This is a genomic window from Achromobacter pestifer (assembly GCF_013267355.1).
Taxonomy (GTDB): domain Bacteria; phylum Pseudomonadota; class Gammaproteobacteria; order Burkholderiales; family Burkholderiaceae_B; genus Achromobacter; species Achromobacter pestifer_A.
This window is the reverse complement of the sequence record NZ_CP053985.1, coordinates 6,239,333-6,253,604: the sequence shown is the minus strand read 5'-3', so window position 1 is coordinate 6,253,604 and position 14,272 is coordinate 6,239,333. Positions and strand designations below refer to the sequence as shown.

Here is a 14,272-nt window from a genome sequence, read left to right as displayed (position 1 = left end):
ATATTTATGAGACTAGTCTTTTATTTTACCGAGCAAAACGCGGCAGGAGGTAGTGAGCATGGAAGACTCGCCCAAACAGGAATGGCAGGCCTGGGTCGCCCTGGTCTGCAAGACGCATGGCCTGGCCGTGTCCGCCGAGACGCAATCGGCGGTCGCGCGCACGCTGCTGCGCCTTGCCGCCGTGGAGGCCGAGATCGCAGCCCGCGGGGATGCCGATGTCTGAGCCCCTGTTGCATCTTGCTGTGGCCGACATGCGCCGCAACTACGCCCGGGCCACGCCGGGCGAACGCGCCGCGCTGGTCGCGGCCCAGACTGCGGCGTTCCAGCGCCGCGCGGCCGACCTGCACTGCGCCACTCGCACCTATTTGCCGTCTTCCGCATCCGCGCTTCACGGCGGCCTGCTTGAAGGCGTGGCGCTGGCGCACAAGGACGCCTTCCAGACTGGCAAGCACGCGCCCGGCCGCGGCCGGCCCTTGCGCGACGACGCTCCGGGTCCGATGGCCACGGCGCTGCGCCGCTTGCAGGACCATGGAGCGTTCAACCTGGGCGCCCTGGCAATGGCCGAACACGCTTGCGGCGCGACGGCCGAGAATCCCCATGGCCCGGCCCTGGCCAATCCGCTGGATGCCGCTGCTGCGGTGGGCGGATCGTCCAGCGGCTGCGCGGTCGCGGTGGCGGCGGGCCTGGTTCCCGCATCGCTGGGCACCGATACGGCCGGTTCGGTGCGCATGCCGGCCGCGACCTGCGGCCTGGTGGGACTCAAACCGACGCCAGGGCTGGTGCCGGCGGAAGGGGTCGCGGCCCTGGCGCCGACCTTGGACACGGTCGGCGTGATAGCCCGCAGCGCGCTGGATGGAGCCTGTGTCTACGCCGCGTTGCTGCCAGCACAGGCCGCCGCGTCCGCCCTGCCCGCGGACGTGGCGCGGATCGAACAGGAACTTTCCAGACCGCGGCGCTGGCGGCTGGCCTCGACGCTGGCAACCGCCGGGGCGCGCGCCGACGTGGCGGCGGTGATGTCGGAATTCGAACTGGGTTTGCCCGATCCGCGGCGCATCGATTCCCGCCCCGCGCCCGACCTGGACCGCCTGAACCGCCTGGCGCAGATCGTGTTGCATGCCGAAGCCGCCGCCGTGCTGGCGGGCAGCGTACGCCATGATCTGGCCTCGCTGGCGCCGGCCACCCTGTCCATCGCGCTGCCGGGCTGGGCCATGCCTGCGATCTGGTATCGCCACGCCTTGTCGCAGATCGCGCCTTTGCGCGCCTCCTTCCTCGCCACATATCTGGCCGATGCGGACCTGCTGCTTACGCCTTGCCTGCCGCAAGGCGTGCCGGACCGCGCCGCGGTCACCACCGGCAGCCCCGCTTTCGATCCGCGCGCGCTCGCGGCGCTGCACCGGCACCACGCCTACCTGAACTATCTGGGCCTGCCGGCGCTGGTCCTGCCCATCGGCATCGATTCGCAGGGCCGTCCCGTCAGCGTGCAAGCGGTCGGCGCGCCGGGCAGCGAAGCCCTGCTGCTGGCCTTTGCACATCAGTTCGCCCTGCCCTTTTCCGCCATTCTGCAACGCTAACCCCACGGACTCATCATGGCCAGAATCAACGCCTCCCCCACCCTCGCGCGCTTTCGCGTGCTGGACCTTTCGCGCGTGCGCGCCGGCCCGACCTGCGTACGCATCCTGGCGGACTTTGGCGCGGACGTGATCCGCATCGAGCCGCCGGCCGGGATCGATCCCAACGAAGCCATGTTCGCCGCCGACCGCACTGGCGGCGATTTCCAGAACCTGAACCGCAACAAGCGGTCGATGACGCTGAACCTGAAGAAGCCCAAAGGCCTGGCCGTGTTCAAGCAACTGGTCGCCACCGCCGACGTGGTGGTGGAAAACTGGCGCCCCGACGTCAAGGCGCGGCTGGGGGTGGACTATGAAGCCCTGCGCGCCATCAATCCCCGCATCATCCTGGCCAGCATCTCGGGCTTTGGCCAGGACGGTCCCTATGCGGATCGGCCTGGCTTTGACCAGATCATCCAGGGCATGGGCGGCCTCATGTCGGTGACAGGTTTTGCCGGCGGCGGCCCGCTGCGCGCGGGACTCGCGGTCGCCGATTGCGGCACGGGCATCTACGCCGCAGTTGGCGTCCTGCTGGCCTTGCTGGAGCGCGAACAATCCGGCGCGGGCCAATGGGTCCACAGCTCCCTGCTGCACACGCAGATCGCGCTGATGGACTTCCAGGCAGCGCGCTACCTGAACGACGGTGACACGCCGGTCCAGGTGGGCAACGATCATCCGACCAGCAGTCCGATGGGGCTGTTCGAGGCCAACGACGGCGCCTTCAACCTGGGTGCATCCGGCGAAGGCAACTGGCGCCGCCTGTGCGAGTGCCTGGACGCGCCGCAATGGCGGGAGGACCCGAGCTATGCGACCGAGAAGCTGCGCGTGGCGAACCGGGCCGCGCTAAACGATTCGCTGGCGCAGCGTTTCCGCCAGCAGAGCGTCGCGCATTGGGTCGGGCTGCTGAACCGCGCCGGCGTGCCGGCAGGCCCGGTCTACAGCATTCCCCAGGTGTTCGAGGACGAGCAGGTGCGTCACCTGGGCGTGGCGCAGCCGGTTGCGGACGAGACCGGGCACGAGTACCGCCTGATCTCGCAGCCCGTGGCCTTGACGCGCACGCCCGCCCATATCGCGCGGCCCGCCCCCGGCTGGGGCGAACACACCCGCGAGATGCTGGCGGAGATGGGCTATGCGGCAGGCGACATCGAGCGCCTGTATGACGAGGGGGTGGTATGAGCGGCGGCCAGATCCAGGTGGATTTCCAGGATGGCGTCGCGACATTGACCGTCTGCCATCCGGAAAAACGCAATGCGATGACACTGTCCATGTGGCAACAACTGGCCGCCGCGCTGCTTGAACTGGCAGGCGCCGGGGTCCGGGTGCTGACGTTGACCGGCGCCGGCGCCCGGGCCTTCGTGTCCGGGGCCGACATCAGCGAGTTCGACCAGGCCCGAGACGGCGCGGCAGCGGTCGCCCGGTACAACCAGGCGGTGGCGGATGCGCAGCGGCTGCTGGCGGAGTTCGAGGCGCCTACCGTCGCGCTGATACAAGGCGCGTGCATGGGCGGCGGCATCGGCCTGGCCTTGGCCTGCGACCTGCGCTATGCCAGCGCCAGCGCCCGTTTTCGCATGCCCGCCGCAAGGCTGGGGCTGGGCTATTCCCATGCCGACATGCGCAGGCTGGCGGGCGTGGTGGGCGCGGCGTCCGCCTTCGATCTGTTCTATACCGCCCGCACCCTGGACGCCGAGCAGGCCGAACGCCGCGGCCTGATCCACGAACGTTACGCCGAGGATGATTTCGCCCGCCAGACCCGGGCGCGGGTGCGCGCCATTGCCGCCAATGCCCCCCTCTCCCTGCGCGCGGCAAAGGCGGCCATACTGGCGACCATGAATCCGCCGACAGCCGCCGAACTTGACGCGATCGATACCCAGGTGGCTCAGTGCTACGCCAGCGAGGACTACGCCGAAGGCCGGCGGGCGTTCGCCGAGAAACGCGATCCGGTCTTCCTCGGCCGCTGAACCGTCTTTGAACCATGAGCAAGATGCCATGAACAATCCACGCATTCCTTTCATGCTTTCCAGCCAGCGCCCGCCTCTGGCGGCACTGGACGGCCGGCCCATCCTGGTGCACCTGGTCGTCAATGTGGAGCATTGGCCGTTCGACCAGCCCATGCCGCGCACCCTGCTGACCGCGCCGCACGGGCGCGAGACGGTCCCTGACGTTCCCAATTACAGCTGGGCCGAGTATGGCCTGCGCTGCGGGCTGCCCCGGATCATCGACGCCATCCGCGGCCGCGGCCTGCCGGCCTCGGCCAGCCTGAACGCCTCCGTCATCGATGCCTATCCCGATGCCGCGCAGGCGCTGCTGGAGGCTGGCTGGGAATTCATCGGCCATGGCATCCACCAGCGGGCGCTTTCGCAAGAGGACGGCGACGGCCAGGCCCGCACCATCGCGGCGGCGCTGGACCGGATCGAGCGCTTCAGCGGCCGCCGGCCGCGCGGCTGGCTGTCGCCTGGCCTGCGCGAAACGCAGGACACGCCGGATCTTCTGGCCCAAGCCGGCATTGACTACCTGTTCGACTGGTGCCTGGATGACCTGCCCAACTGGATGCGGACAACCGGGAATCCCTTGCTGGCGCTGCCGTATGCCCTGGAGCTGAACGATTCGGTGATCCATGCCGTGGAAAAGCATGCCACCGGAGAGTTCAGCCGGCGCCTGGAACGGACGCTGGACCTGTATGCCGAAGAGGCCCGGACCGCCGGCCGTCCCCGCATCGTCACGCTGGGCTTGCATCCCCATCTGATGGGGGTGCCGCATCGCTACGCCGACCTGCTGGCCATGTTGGACCTGCTGCAAGGGCATCCGATGACCACCTTCGTCACCGGCGCCGCGATGCATGACTGGTACGCCGGCCAGGTTCCCGCCAAGTTCGCCGGAGCCGCCGCATGAATGCAATCGATACCCTCGTCGCGCATGTGCTGCGCACCCGTTACGAGGATCTGCCGGCAGCAGCGGTGGATGCGGCCAAGACCTTCATTCTCGATGCGGTCGGCGTCGGGCTGTCCGGTTCGCGCCATCCGCGCATGGTGTCGCTGCGCCAGGCGGCTCCAGCGCTGGGAAGCGGGGCAGAAACTACCGTCTGGGGCAGCGGCGAGCGGCTGCCGCTGGCCAGCGCCGTCATGCTCAATGCCTACCAGGTCTTCAACCAGGAGTTCGACGCCATCCACGACCGGGCCGTGGTGCATGCGTTTGCCTGCATCGTGCCCGCGGCGCTGGGATACGCGGAACGTGAAGGCGGCGTGGACGGCCCCCGGCTCATCACCGCAATCGCGACCGGGCTGGACTTCGCCATCTACGTTGCGTTGGCCCAGCGCGCGCCCATGCGTTTTTTCCGGCCGGCCATGTGCGGCGGCCTGGGCGCCACGGCCACGCTGTGCAAGCTCGCGGGGCTGGATGAGACCGCCACGCGCGATGCGCTGGGACTGGCGTACAGCCATCTCTCCGGCACCATGCAGGCGCATATCGAAGGCTCGCCCGCGGTCGGCCTGCAGGTCGGCCTGAACGCCAGGGCCGCCGTCACGGCTTTTGAACTGGCGCGCGCGGGCTTCCCCGGCCCGCGCGACATCCTGGAAGGCCCTTACGGCTATTTCGCGCTCTATGACGCTGGCCAGGCCGACTGGGACGCGGTGCGCGCGGACGTGGGCCGGGTGTTCCAGATCACCCGCATGAGCCACAAGCCCTACCCGACCGGCCGTGCCACGCACAGCGGCATCGGCGCTGTGCTGGACCTGATGCGCCAACATGCGCTGCAGCCCCAGGACGTGGAGAGCGTCACGGTCCGCGCGTCCTCGTTGATCGTGCGCCTGGTTGGACGGCGGGCCCATCCAGGCATGGATTCCGCCACCGCCAGGCTCTGCATGGGCTACGCCATGGCCACGGCCATGCTGCGCGGCCGGGTCGGCATACCCGATTTCGACCCGGACGCGCTGGCGCAGGCAAGCACCTTTGAGCTGGCTGCCCGCATCCAGGTGGTGGATGACGGCAACCCCGATCCCAACGCCATGAGCCCTCAGCGCGTCGAATTGCGGCTGAAGGACGGCCGTGAATTCACGGTCGACATGCCGGCCTTTCCCGGCAGCCCCGAGCGCCCCCTCGGCGTGGCGGAACAGGACGCCAAGTTCGACGCCTGCTGCGCGTCCGCGCAGCCGCCCCTGCCTGCCACCCAGACAGAGGAGCTGGCGCGAAGGCTGCGCGGGCTGGAAGCCGAACAGGACGTGCGCGGAATCGTCCGCCTGTTGGCGGCTGCGCGCGCGTCCTGATCGCGTATCCCGGACTGGGCGCGTCAGTACTTGAAACTCAAGCGCGCCCAGACCGTGCGGCCCGGCTCGTTGACCGCGGTGTTGGCGGCATAGCCGAAGCCGGCGTTGCCCGCCAGGTTCAGATGCTCGCTGTAGGTCTTGTTGAACAGATTGTCCACGCCCAGCGACAGGCGGACCTGCTTGTTGACCGCATAGCCGCCATTGACGGAGAAAACGCCGAAGCCCGCGCTTGGGCCGAAGTCCTTGCCCACGACATTGCCTTCGTTCAAGGCATAGCGTTTCTGCGCGGCCACAATGCGCCACAGGGCTCCGGCCGACCAGGTACCGTCGTCATAGGCGGCGCTGAGCTTGGCTTCGAGTGGCGGCATCTGCGGCAGCGCCCTGCCATCGCTGCGGTTCTCGCCCCAGGCATATGCGAGCGTGGCGCCCAGCTTCCATGACGGCGCGGGCTTGTATGAGACGCCGAGTTCGCCGCCCGCGATGCGCGCGTTGACATTGGTGGCCTGCGAAGCCGGACCCATCATGCCGCCCGAGGTGTAGCTGAACAGGATGAAGTCGTCGACGTAACCGGCGTAGCCCGAGAACCACGCGTCCAGCGCTTCCGTCTTGTATTGCGCACCGACGTCCAGCTGGGTGGTCTTCTCGGGCTTCACGCCCTGGAAGGCGTTGGCGGACCCGGCGGGGCCACGGTCCGGGGAGAACAGTTCCCAGTAGTCCGGGAAGCGCTCCACGTGGCCCAGGCCGACATAGAGCGTGGCGGGCAGCGAGGCCAGATCCTTCTCGTAGCGCAGAAAGCCGCTGGGCAGCGTGTCCTTGCGGCGCTCGTCCGCGGTGGGATTGGGCATGGGCATCATCATCGAGCCATTGTCCTGGCGGAAGTCCTTGGCCGACGCCCAGTCGATCCGCGCGCCGCCGATGACGCGGCTGTCCTGCGCGGCGCGCCAGGTCAGCTCGCCGAACAGACCGGCGTTGGAAAAGTCCGCGTCCTTGACCCAGCTCTGGCTGCTGTACGGCACGGTGTCGGTACCGCTGCGGGAGCGATGGCGGCTCTGCTGGAAATCCAGGCCGGTGACCAGGCTGACATCCGGCGATAGTTCCCAGGTGCCGGCGTAACGGCCGCCCCAGGTCGCGCGGTCCACGTCGGCCGCCATGGCCATGGGCATGGCGCTCATGGGGTCCGGCGCGCGCAGCGTGTAGTTATCCATCACATGGTCGGCATAGTTGTAGTACAGCTGCGCCTCGACCTTGCTCAGCACGGGACCCAGGTTGCGCTTCTCGAAACGCAGCCCGAAGCTCTCGCGCTTGAACTGCGAGCCGTCCATGCCGCGGCCGGCGTAGCGCGCTTCGCCATCGCCCGTGCCCGCCGTCAGTTCGTACAGCGTGTCGGCGTCGGGCGTGAAGCCCAGGGTCAGGTCGGCGTTCCACTTGTCCCAGCGCGAAGGCACGGTGTTGCCGTCGCCGTCCTTGTAGTCCTGGGAGTGGGAATGGTTGGCGGTGATGCGCGTGTAGACCTTGTCGTTGCCCACGGTCAGATCGGCGGCCTGGTCGTTGCGGCCGAAAGAGCCGCCCGTCAGGCTGCCGTCGAATCGCACACCGGCTGCCGTGAAGCGGGGCGTGTCGCGGTCGAACTTGACCGTGCCGGCGGACGCGCCCGGTCCCCACAGCACGGTCTGCGGCCCCTTGATGACAGTGAGCTGGTCGAAGTTCTCGGGCGAAATATAGGAGCTGGGCGCGTCCATGCGCGCCGGGCAGGCGCCTGGCATGGACGTGCCGTTGGTCAGCAGATTCAGGCGCGAGCCGAACATGCCTCGCAGCACGGGATCGCCGTTGGTGCCGCCATTGCGGATGGCCGAGAAGCCGGGAATCGTCTTCAGGTAGTCGGTCCCGTCGCTGGCCGGCAGCGGCTGGCGCGGGATCTTGGGATCCGTGGTGAACGTCAATGGCGCGCTGGGTTCCACGCCCGTGATGATCACGGGTTCGGTGGTGTAGACGTTGTTCGTCTCGGCGGCTTGGGCCCAGGCGGGGAATGAGGCGGCCAAGGTGGCGGCCAGGCTACTCATCCGCAGGAGTTTTTGTCTTGTGGTCATGTCTGGTGTCTGTCGATCGGGAAAGTGCGATGGCAGGCGCCGACAGGCAGCGATCCTGGCCTCCCCTGTTGGGAGACACGGCGAGACCGCGCTGTCTGCGCGCATGGACGGGACGTGGACGTGCCCTCCCCGCGGCACGCAAGGCCCATGGCCCGCTACGCGCCGCTGACGCTGGCGCAAGCGCTCAGGCCCGCGGATTCGCGGGCTGCGTGGATGGCATGTCGTTGAGGTCTGGGGAGGGGGTCAGGCAGAAAGGGGCGGCGCGCGCGACCGCTGCGGCAGCCGGGCCAAAGCGCTCGCGAAATACGGTACGGCGGCCCGGGGATGGACGGCGGGCGCAGCCACCGGCAGGAACCAGGCAAGCAGGACGATCTCGGGCGGCAGTGCGTCGCTCAGCATGGCGCAGCCTGCGCTGCAGCAGTGCGGCAAGGCGCCGCTGTGTTGCAGCTGCGCGCCCTGCTCTTGCCCATCGGCATCCAGCGTGACCACGCGCGGGCCGCTGGCCGTGCAGACGATGGTGGTGAGGCCGGCCTTGCCCGTTCCCATGCCCGAGCCCGCCAGCGCGGAGGACGCGATCAGCGCCTGAAAGACGAACAGGGCCATCGCGACCAGCGCGACCCAACGTCTACGGGCATGGGCAGTTGCGTGCATTCGGGCGTTCCTTATCGGCGCAGATGCTATCACGCGGTGCGGAGCAGATGCCGCGGATGCATGGCGCCATGCGGACAATTCGACTTGCCGCCTGATATAGATCAGACATCGCCGCTGCTTCCAGAACGTCTCGGCCCAGCTTGGAATCGCCACGTGATCGGGCTACCCTGTAGCGCAGCCCTTTGTGGCGGCATGGCTTTTCAACCGTGGAAAGAAGAGGATGCAGATGTCCCGTTGGACTTTTTATTCCGCCCCTGGCACCTGTGCGCTGGCGACGCATATCGCGTTGCGCGAAGCAGGCGCCGATTTCGATCTGGTCAAACTCGACATGGGCGCCGCGCAGCAGCAGAGTCCCGAATACCTGCGCGTCAATCCCAAGGGCCGCGTGCCCGCGCTGGCGACCGAGCACGGCGTGTTGACCGAAACGCCCGCCCTGCTGGCCTTCGTGGCGCAGAGCTTTCCGGCCGCGCGGCTGGCGCCGCTGGACGATCCGTTTGCGTTCGCGCGCATGCAGGAGTTGGCGAGCTATCTGGCTTCCACCGCGCACGTGGCGCACGCGCATAAACGCCGCGGCGCGCGCTGGGCGGACGACCCCGCCGCGCATGCCGCCATGCAGGCCAAGGTGCCGCAGACCATGACGGCCTGCGCCGCGTATCTGGAATCGCAGATCGCCGGCCCTTGGGCGGCGGGCGAACGCTATAGCGTGGTCGACGGCTACCTCTACACCATCGGTACCTGGCTGGAAGGCGATGGCGTCGATCTGACGCAGTTTCCCAAGCTGACGGCGTTCCTGGCCAGGGTCGCGGCCCGGCCGGCCGTGCAGCGCGCGCTGGCCGAAGCGCAGCCCGCTTGAGGTACCTCTAGACTGTGAGGGGCCTGCTGGCGCGCGGACTTGCTTGTGCGCCAGCCCGATGCGCCTGGCCCTACGCGCCGGCCCCTAAAGAAACCCGATCCAACGCCCCGCCACCAGCACGCCCAGCCATAGAAGCAGTGACGCGCCGGCGCGCAAGCGCATGGAACCCGAGGCCCTGCCCTGGTCCAGTACCGTGACCCAGGCTTTGCTGCGACGCGCGAGCACCGCGTTGAGCGCGCCCGCGGCCAAGAGGCCCATCTTGATCCCGAAGGCGGGATTGGCCAGATACTCCAGCGGCTGCACGCTGAACAGCATGGCTCCGGTCAGGACCGCCAGCGCCAGGCCCGCGGCCGCGGTGCGCGCCAGTACCGGCGCCAGCAGAGCCAGCGGCGCCGGCTTCAAAAGTCCCAGCAGGCGCAGATCGAGCGGGACGATCGAGCCGATCAGCAGGCCGATCGCGCCGATATGGGCGGCGTTCACCAACAGATATAACGTGCCTGACCGCCGCAGCCAGATCGACGGCGGCAGGGATTCAAGCTGTTCCAGCGCAAGGCGCAGCAGCTCGGGCATGTGCCAGGCCCCGGTTCAGGGCTGCTTGATGCGGCTGGGATAGATATCGTAGGTTTTGCCGCCGACCTTGATCTGGACGGCCTTCATGCGTTTGGCGCCAGCGTCGCGATCACGGTTGCCGATGGCCACGATGGCATCGCCGGGCTTGGCCGAGCCTTCGATGAATCCGGCGTCCTTGGTCTGGCTGGGGTTGCCCAGTTCCACGCGCCACACGCCGTCGTCGGCGCGCACGTCCAGCCAAGGATGCGGGGGCGCGATCTGCACCTGCTGGACCGTGCCTTGCAGCGTCATCTGTTCGGATTCGGCCCACGACCAGCCATGATGCGCCATCGCGATGGGCGCCATGCCCATCAGTCCGGAAAGCGCCAGCGCTGCCGTGGCCACGCGTAGGGATAGCTTCATGTCGCTGCTCCTGAATTGTGGTTGGCTCCCTGCCCCTCGCGGCGGCGGCTCGTGTGGCGCGCGTCCGGCGCAATCAGCATAGCGCCAGCGGCTGTCCATATGGCGTTTGCTCCAATGCTAAGAAATCACTTTAAATAAAACACTTTAAAAATATACAAAAATAATTAATTATCAAATAGTTAAAGCAATAATATAAGAAATTGGATCATGCTGAATCATCGCTGAATTCGCGAAATCAACGCCTTTTCCGGGAAAACCCGGAGAAACTTTCCTGTTCGGAAACCGGTCGCAAATTGTTCAGGTGATTGTCAGGCACCGTCCCCGAATGGCGCCTTCTTCCCGCGCCCAACCGAGAGCCTCCGATGACACAGCCCACCCTGCGCTCGTCCACGAATCCGGCCCTGCTGCTCCAGCCGCGCGCGCCGGTTGGCCTGTCGGTGATGGACGCCACCATGGTGCTGGTGGGCGTGGTGATCGGGATCGGCATCTTCGGCTTCCCGCCGCTGGTCGCGCAGCACGCGGGTTCCGAGGCGGCCTATATCGGGCTCTGGTGCGCGGGCGGCCTGGTGATGCTGGTCGGCGCGCTGTGCTACGCGGAGCTGGGCTCGGCCTATCCTGGCGCCGGCGGCGAGTATCTATACCTGACACGCGCCTGGGGCCGGCAGGTGGGACTGATGTTCGCGTGGGCGCGCTGCTCCGTCATCCAGACCGGCGCCATCGCGGTCGTGGCCTACATCTATGGCGACTACGCGCAACGTCTCGCGCCGCTGGGTGCGTACGGCCCTGCCCTGCATGCGGCGATAGCGGTGGTGGCGCTGACAGCCTTGAACGTGGCCGGCACGCGCTACTCGAAACGCCTGCAATGGCTGTTCACCGCGCTGACGGTGGCGGCCTTGGCGGCGGTGCTGATCGCCAGCCTGGCCGCAGCGGGAGACAGCCCGCTGCGCTCCACTGCCGAGCCGGCGCCGCTGACGGGCAACACCGCGGGTCTGCTGGGCATGGGCATGGTGTTCGTGCTGCTGACCTATGGCGGCTGGAACGAGGCCGCCTACCTCAGCGGCGAACTGCGCGACCCGGGGCGCAACATGAGCCGGGTGCTGCTGATCGGCACGCTGCTGGTGACCAGCGCCTACGTGCTGACCAATCTGGCGCTGCTGGAGATCTTCGGCCTGCAGGGGCTGCGCGACACGCCGGCGCTGGGCGCGGACGTGATGCAACTGGCGGCCGGCCCTTACGCCGCGGCTCTGCTCAGCCTGACGATCTGCGCCACGGCGCTCAGCACCATCAACGGCACCATCATCACCGGCGCGCGCGTGTACTGCGCGCTGGGCCGCGACGTGCCGCGCTTGCGCGCGCTGGCGGCCTGGAACGCGCAGGGCGAGACGCCCGCGTCTGCGCTGCTGGCGCAGGGCGCGATCACGCTGGCGCTGATTGGGCTGGGCGCGTTCAGCCAGAACAGCGTGCAGACCCTGGTCGCCTATACCGCGCCGGTTTTCTGGATCTTCATGCTGCTGGTCGCGGCCTCGGTGTGGCGCCTGCGGCGCATCGATCCCGATCGTCCGCGCCCGTTCCGCGTGCCGCTCTATCCCCTGCCCCCGCTGCTGCTGGCGCTGACCTGCGCCGGGCTGGTGTATTCCAGCGCCATGTATGCCGGCGCCGGCGCGCTGATCGGGTTGGCGGTGCTGGCCGCGGGCCTGCCGCTGCTGCGCCTGCTGGGTCCGCCGCGGCAGCAGGCCTAGCCTGGTTTCCCCGGGGCGGCGGCCGAGCAAGGCCAGCCCGTCCGCATGCCTTACCTGCAAGGAGTCCACATCATGCCAATCGCGATCCCGTCCTTCAGGCCCGCCGCCCGGGCAAACCCGCCGCGGCTGCGCGGCGCCCTGCTCGCCTCGGCGGCGGCGCTGGCCCTGGCCTGCGCCCCGCTACCGGTGTTGAGCGCCACCGCGGCGCAGTCCTCGGAACAGAAGGAATACGTGCCCGACGTCGGCCAGGAGGGCAAGGACGTCATCTGGGTGCCCACCCCGCAGACCCTGGTCGACACCATGCTGGACATGGCCAAGGTCACCCCCAAGGACCGGCTGATGGACCTCGGTTCGGGCGACGGCCGCACCGTGATCACGGCGGCGCAGCGCGGCCTCACGGCCCAGGGCATCGAATACAACCCGGACCTGGTCGAGCTGTCGCGCCGCAACGCGGAGCGCGCCGGCGTGGCAGACCGCGCCACGTTCCTGACCGCCGACCTGTTCGCCACCGATCTGTCGCAAGCGGACGTCATCACCATGTTCCTGCTGTCGACCATCAACGAAAAGCTGCGGCCCAAGCTGCTGGAACTGGCGCCCGGCACCCGGATCGTGTCGAACTCCTTCCGCATGGGTGATTGGGAGCCGGACGCGGAAGAGACGATCAAGCAGGACTGCAGCACTTACTGCACGGCGCTCCTGTGGATCGTGCCCGCCAAGGTGGCGGGCAACTGGGAGGTGGACGGCCAGCCCCTGCAGTTGGAGCAGCGCTACCAGCGCCTATCCGGCAAACTGGGCAGCGCGCCGATCTCGGAAGCGCGCCTGAACGGCAGCGAGATCTCCTTTGTGGCCAACGGCGTGCGCTACACCGGAACGGTCAACGGCAAGCAGATGAGCGGCAGCGCCGCGGGCCGCGGGAGCTGGTCGGCCAAGCGGGTGTAGCGGCCCTAGCGCGGCGGCCGCTGCGGGAAGCTGCGCTCGAAGATGCCCTCGGCGATGCGGTTCTTCAGGATCTCGATCGAGCCGCCGGCGATCATCCAGCCGCGGCAGCGCCGCACGCAGTATTCGACCAGCGATTCGCGGCTGTAGCCCAGGCCGCCCAGCACCTGCAGGGCGTCGTTGGCGACGTCGAAACCGATCTGGTTGCAATAGGCCTTGGCGATGGCGGTCTCCGTGGCTGACGGAAAGCCGGTATCGGCCGCGCTGGCGGCGCGGTACAGCAGCAGCTGGGCCGCATCGAGCTTGATGCGCATGTCGGCGAACTTCCATTGCAGTCCCTGGAACTCGCACAGCAGGCGGCCGAACTGCTTGCGCTGCATGGCCCAATTGCGCGCTTCTTCATAGGCATAGCGGCCCAGGGCCAGCGAGCGCGCGGTGTTGCCGATGCGTTCCACGTTGAAGCCGGCGATCTGTTTCTTGAAGCCGCCCTCTCCCAGCACCACCATGTCGTCGGCGACGAAGACGTTGTCGAAGAAGATCTCCACCCATTCCTCGCCCGACATGAAGGCCGAGCGCTTGCCCAGCTTGACGCCGTCAGCCTTGGTGTCGATCAGCACCGAACCGATGCCGCCCGTGCCCGGCCCGAAACGCACGTAGGTCAGGATGACGCTGGCATGCGGGCCGTGCGTGGTGAAGATCTTGGTGCCGTTGATGCGCCAGCCGCCATCGGCCCGCGTGGCGCTGGTCTTGAGTTCGGTCACCGCCGAGCCGGCGTCCGGCTCCGTCATGCCCACCGAGATCAGCCCTTCTCCCGCCAGCAGCGCGCTCAGGTATTTCTGCTTTTGCAGCGCGCTGCCATATTCGGCCAGCACGCGGATGGCGCCGAAGTTGCCGGCCTGCACCACGTCGGCGCTGCGCGGACACACCGAGGCAACGGTTTCGATGGCGATGACGGCGTCCATCAGCGAGCCGCCCACGCCGCCGTCCGCCTCGGTAATGGTGATGCCCAGCAGGCCCTGGCGGGCCATCTTGCGGGCGACGTCCCAGGGGTAGTCGTCGGAATGCGCGCGCTCGACCGCGCCGTCGCGCAGTTCGGCTTGCGCAAAGCGGCGCACGGCGGCTTGAAAGTCCTGTTGTTCCGGAGTCAGGTTGAAATCCATCTTTGCTT

14 protein-coding genes are annotated in these 14,272 nt (G+C 68.1%); 9 read left to right on the top strand and 5 right to left on the bottom strand.

Annotated features, from left to right (window positions below; genetic code table 11):
* Positions 1–58: 58 nt before the first annotated feature.
* From FOC84_RS29535 to FOC84_RS29510, 6 genes are read left to right on the top strand one after another with little or no spacing between them, the layout of a single operon-like run.
* Positions 59–223 carry a hypothetical protein gene (locus FOC84_RS29535; RefSeq protein ID WP_173148558.1) on the top strand — a complete coding sequence of 55 codons (165 nt, stop codon included), beginning with the start codon at positions 59–61 and terminating at the stop codon, positions 221–223.
* Complete coding sequence (locus FOC84_RS29530) at positions 216–1,571, top strand: amidase (RefSeq protein ID WP_173148557.1); 1,356 nt, start codon at positions 216–218, stop codon at positions 1,569–1,571. The genes FOC84_RS29535 and FOC84_RS29530 overlap by 8 nt, the downstream gene beginning before the upstream one ends.
* A 15-nt stretch (positions 1,572–1,586) precedes the next feature.
* Positions 1,587–2,783, top strand: a complete 1,197-nt coding sequence (locus FOC84_RS29525; protein WP_173148555.1) for a CaiB/BaiF CoA transferase family protein — start codon at positions 1,587–1,589, stop codon at positions 2,781–2,783.
* Entirely contained in the window at positions 2,780–3,565 is a 786-nt protein-coding gene (locus tag FOC84_RS29520; protein ID WP_173148553.1) for an enoyl-CoA hydratase, read from the top strand. The genes FOC84_RS29525 and FOC84_RS29520 overlap by 4 nt, the downstream gene beginning before the upstream one ends.
* A gap of 28 nt (positions 3,566–3,593) precedes the next feature.
* Positions 3,594–4,496: a polysaccharide deacetylase family protein gene (locus FOC84_RS29515; RefSeq protein ID WP_173148551.1), complete on the top strand. Its 903-nt coding sequence runs from the start codon at positions 3,594–3,596 to the stop codon at positions 4,494–4,496.
* Complete coding sequence (locus tag FOC84_RS29510) at positions 4,493–5,866, top strand: MmgE/PrpD family protein (protein WP_173148549.1); 1,374 nt, start codon at positions 4,493–4,495, stop codon at positions 5,864–5,866. Before FOC84_RS29515 ends, FOC84_RS29510 begins: the two co-directional genes overlap by 4 nt.
* A gap of 23 nt (positions 5,867–5,889) precedes the next feature.
* Here the strand turns inward: FOC84_RS29510 and FOC84_RS29505 are convergent, their stop codons facing one another.
* Positions 5,890–7,953 carry a TonB-dependent copper receptor gene (locus FOC84_RS29505; protein ID WP_173148547.1) on the bottom strand — a complete coding sequence of 688 codons (2,064 nt, stop codon included), beginning with the start codon at positions 7,951–7,953 and terminating at the stop codon, positions 5,890–5,892.
* Between the two features lie 243 nt (positions 7,954–8,196).
* Positions 8,197–8,604 (bottom strand): DUF2946 family protein, encoded by a 408-nt coding sequence (locus FOC84_RS29500; RefSeq protein WP_173148545.1) that lies wholly within the window; start codon positions 8,602–8,604, stop codon positions 8,197–8,199.
* 226 nt (positions 8,605–8,830) lie between these two features.
* Between FOC84_RS29500 and FOC84_RS29495 the strand changes: the two genes are divergently transcribed.
* Positions 8,831–9,457, top strand: a complete 627-nt coding sequence (locus FOC84_RS29495) for a glutathione S-transferase family protein (RefSeq protein ID WP_173150502.1) — start codon at positions 8,831–8,833, stop codon at positions 9,455–9,457.
* Between the two features lie 84 nt (positions 9,458–9,541).
* Here the strand turns inward: FOC84_RS29495 and FOC84_RS29490 are convergent, their stop codons facing one another.
* Both FOC84_RS29490 and FOC84_RS29485 read right to left on the bottom strand, forming a co-directional pair.
* Complete coding sequence (locus FOC84_RS29490; RefSeq protein WP_173148543.1) at positions 9,542–10,027, bottom strand: DUF6644 family protein; 486 nt, start codon at positions 10,025–10,027, stop codon at positions 9,542–9,544.
* A gap of 15 nt (positions 10,028–10,042) precedes the next feature.
* Complete coding sequence (locus FOC84_RS29485; protein ID WP_173148541.1) at positions 10,043–10,429, bottom strand: DUF6152 family protein; 387 nt, start codon at positions 10,427–10,429, stop codon at positions 10,043–10,045.
* A gap of 440 nt (positions 10,430–10,869) precedes the next feature.
* Between FOC84_RS29485 and FOC84_RS29480 the strand changes: the two genes are divergently transcribed.
* Both FOC84_RS29480 and FOC84_RS29475 read left to right on the top strand, forming a co-directional pair.
* Positions 10,870–12,168: an APC family permease gene (locus FOC84_RS29480; protein ID WP_173150500.1), complete on the top strand. Its 1,299-nt coding sequence runs from the start codon at positions 10,870–10,872 to the stop codon at positions 12,166–12,168.
* 72 nt (positions 12,169–12,240) lie between these two features.
* A complete protein-coding gene (locus FOC84_RS29475) occupies positions 12,241–13,107 on the top strand; it encodes an SAM-dependent methyltransferase (RefSeq protein WP_173148539.1) in 867 nt (288 codons plus the stop codon).
* A gap of 5 nt (positions 13,108–13,112) precedes the next feature.
* Here FOC84_RS29475 and FOC84_RS29470 read toward each other — a convergent pair whose 3' ends face one another.
* Positions 13,113–14,264 (bottom strand): acyl-CoA dehydrogenase family protein, encoded by a 1,152-nt coding sequence (locus FOC84_RS29470; RefSeq protein ID WP_173148537.1) that lies wholly within the window; start codon positions 14,262–14,264, stop codon positions 13,113–13,115.
* Between the last annotated feature and the right edge of the window lie 8 nt (positions 14,265–14,272).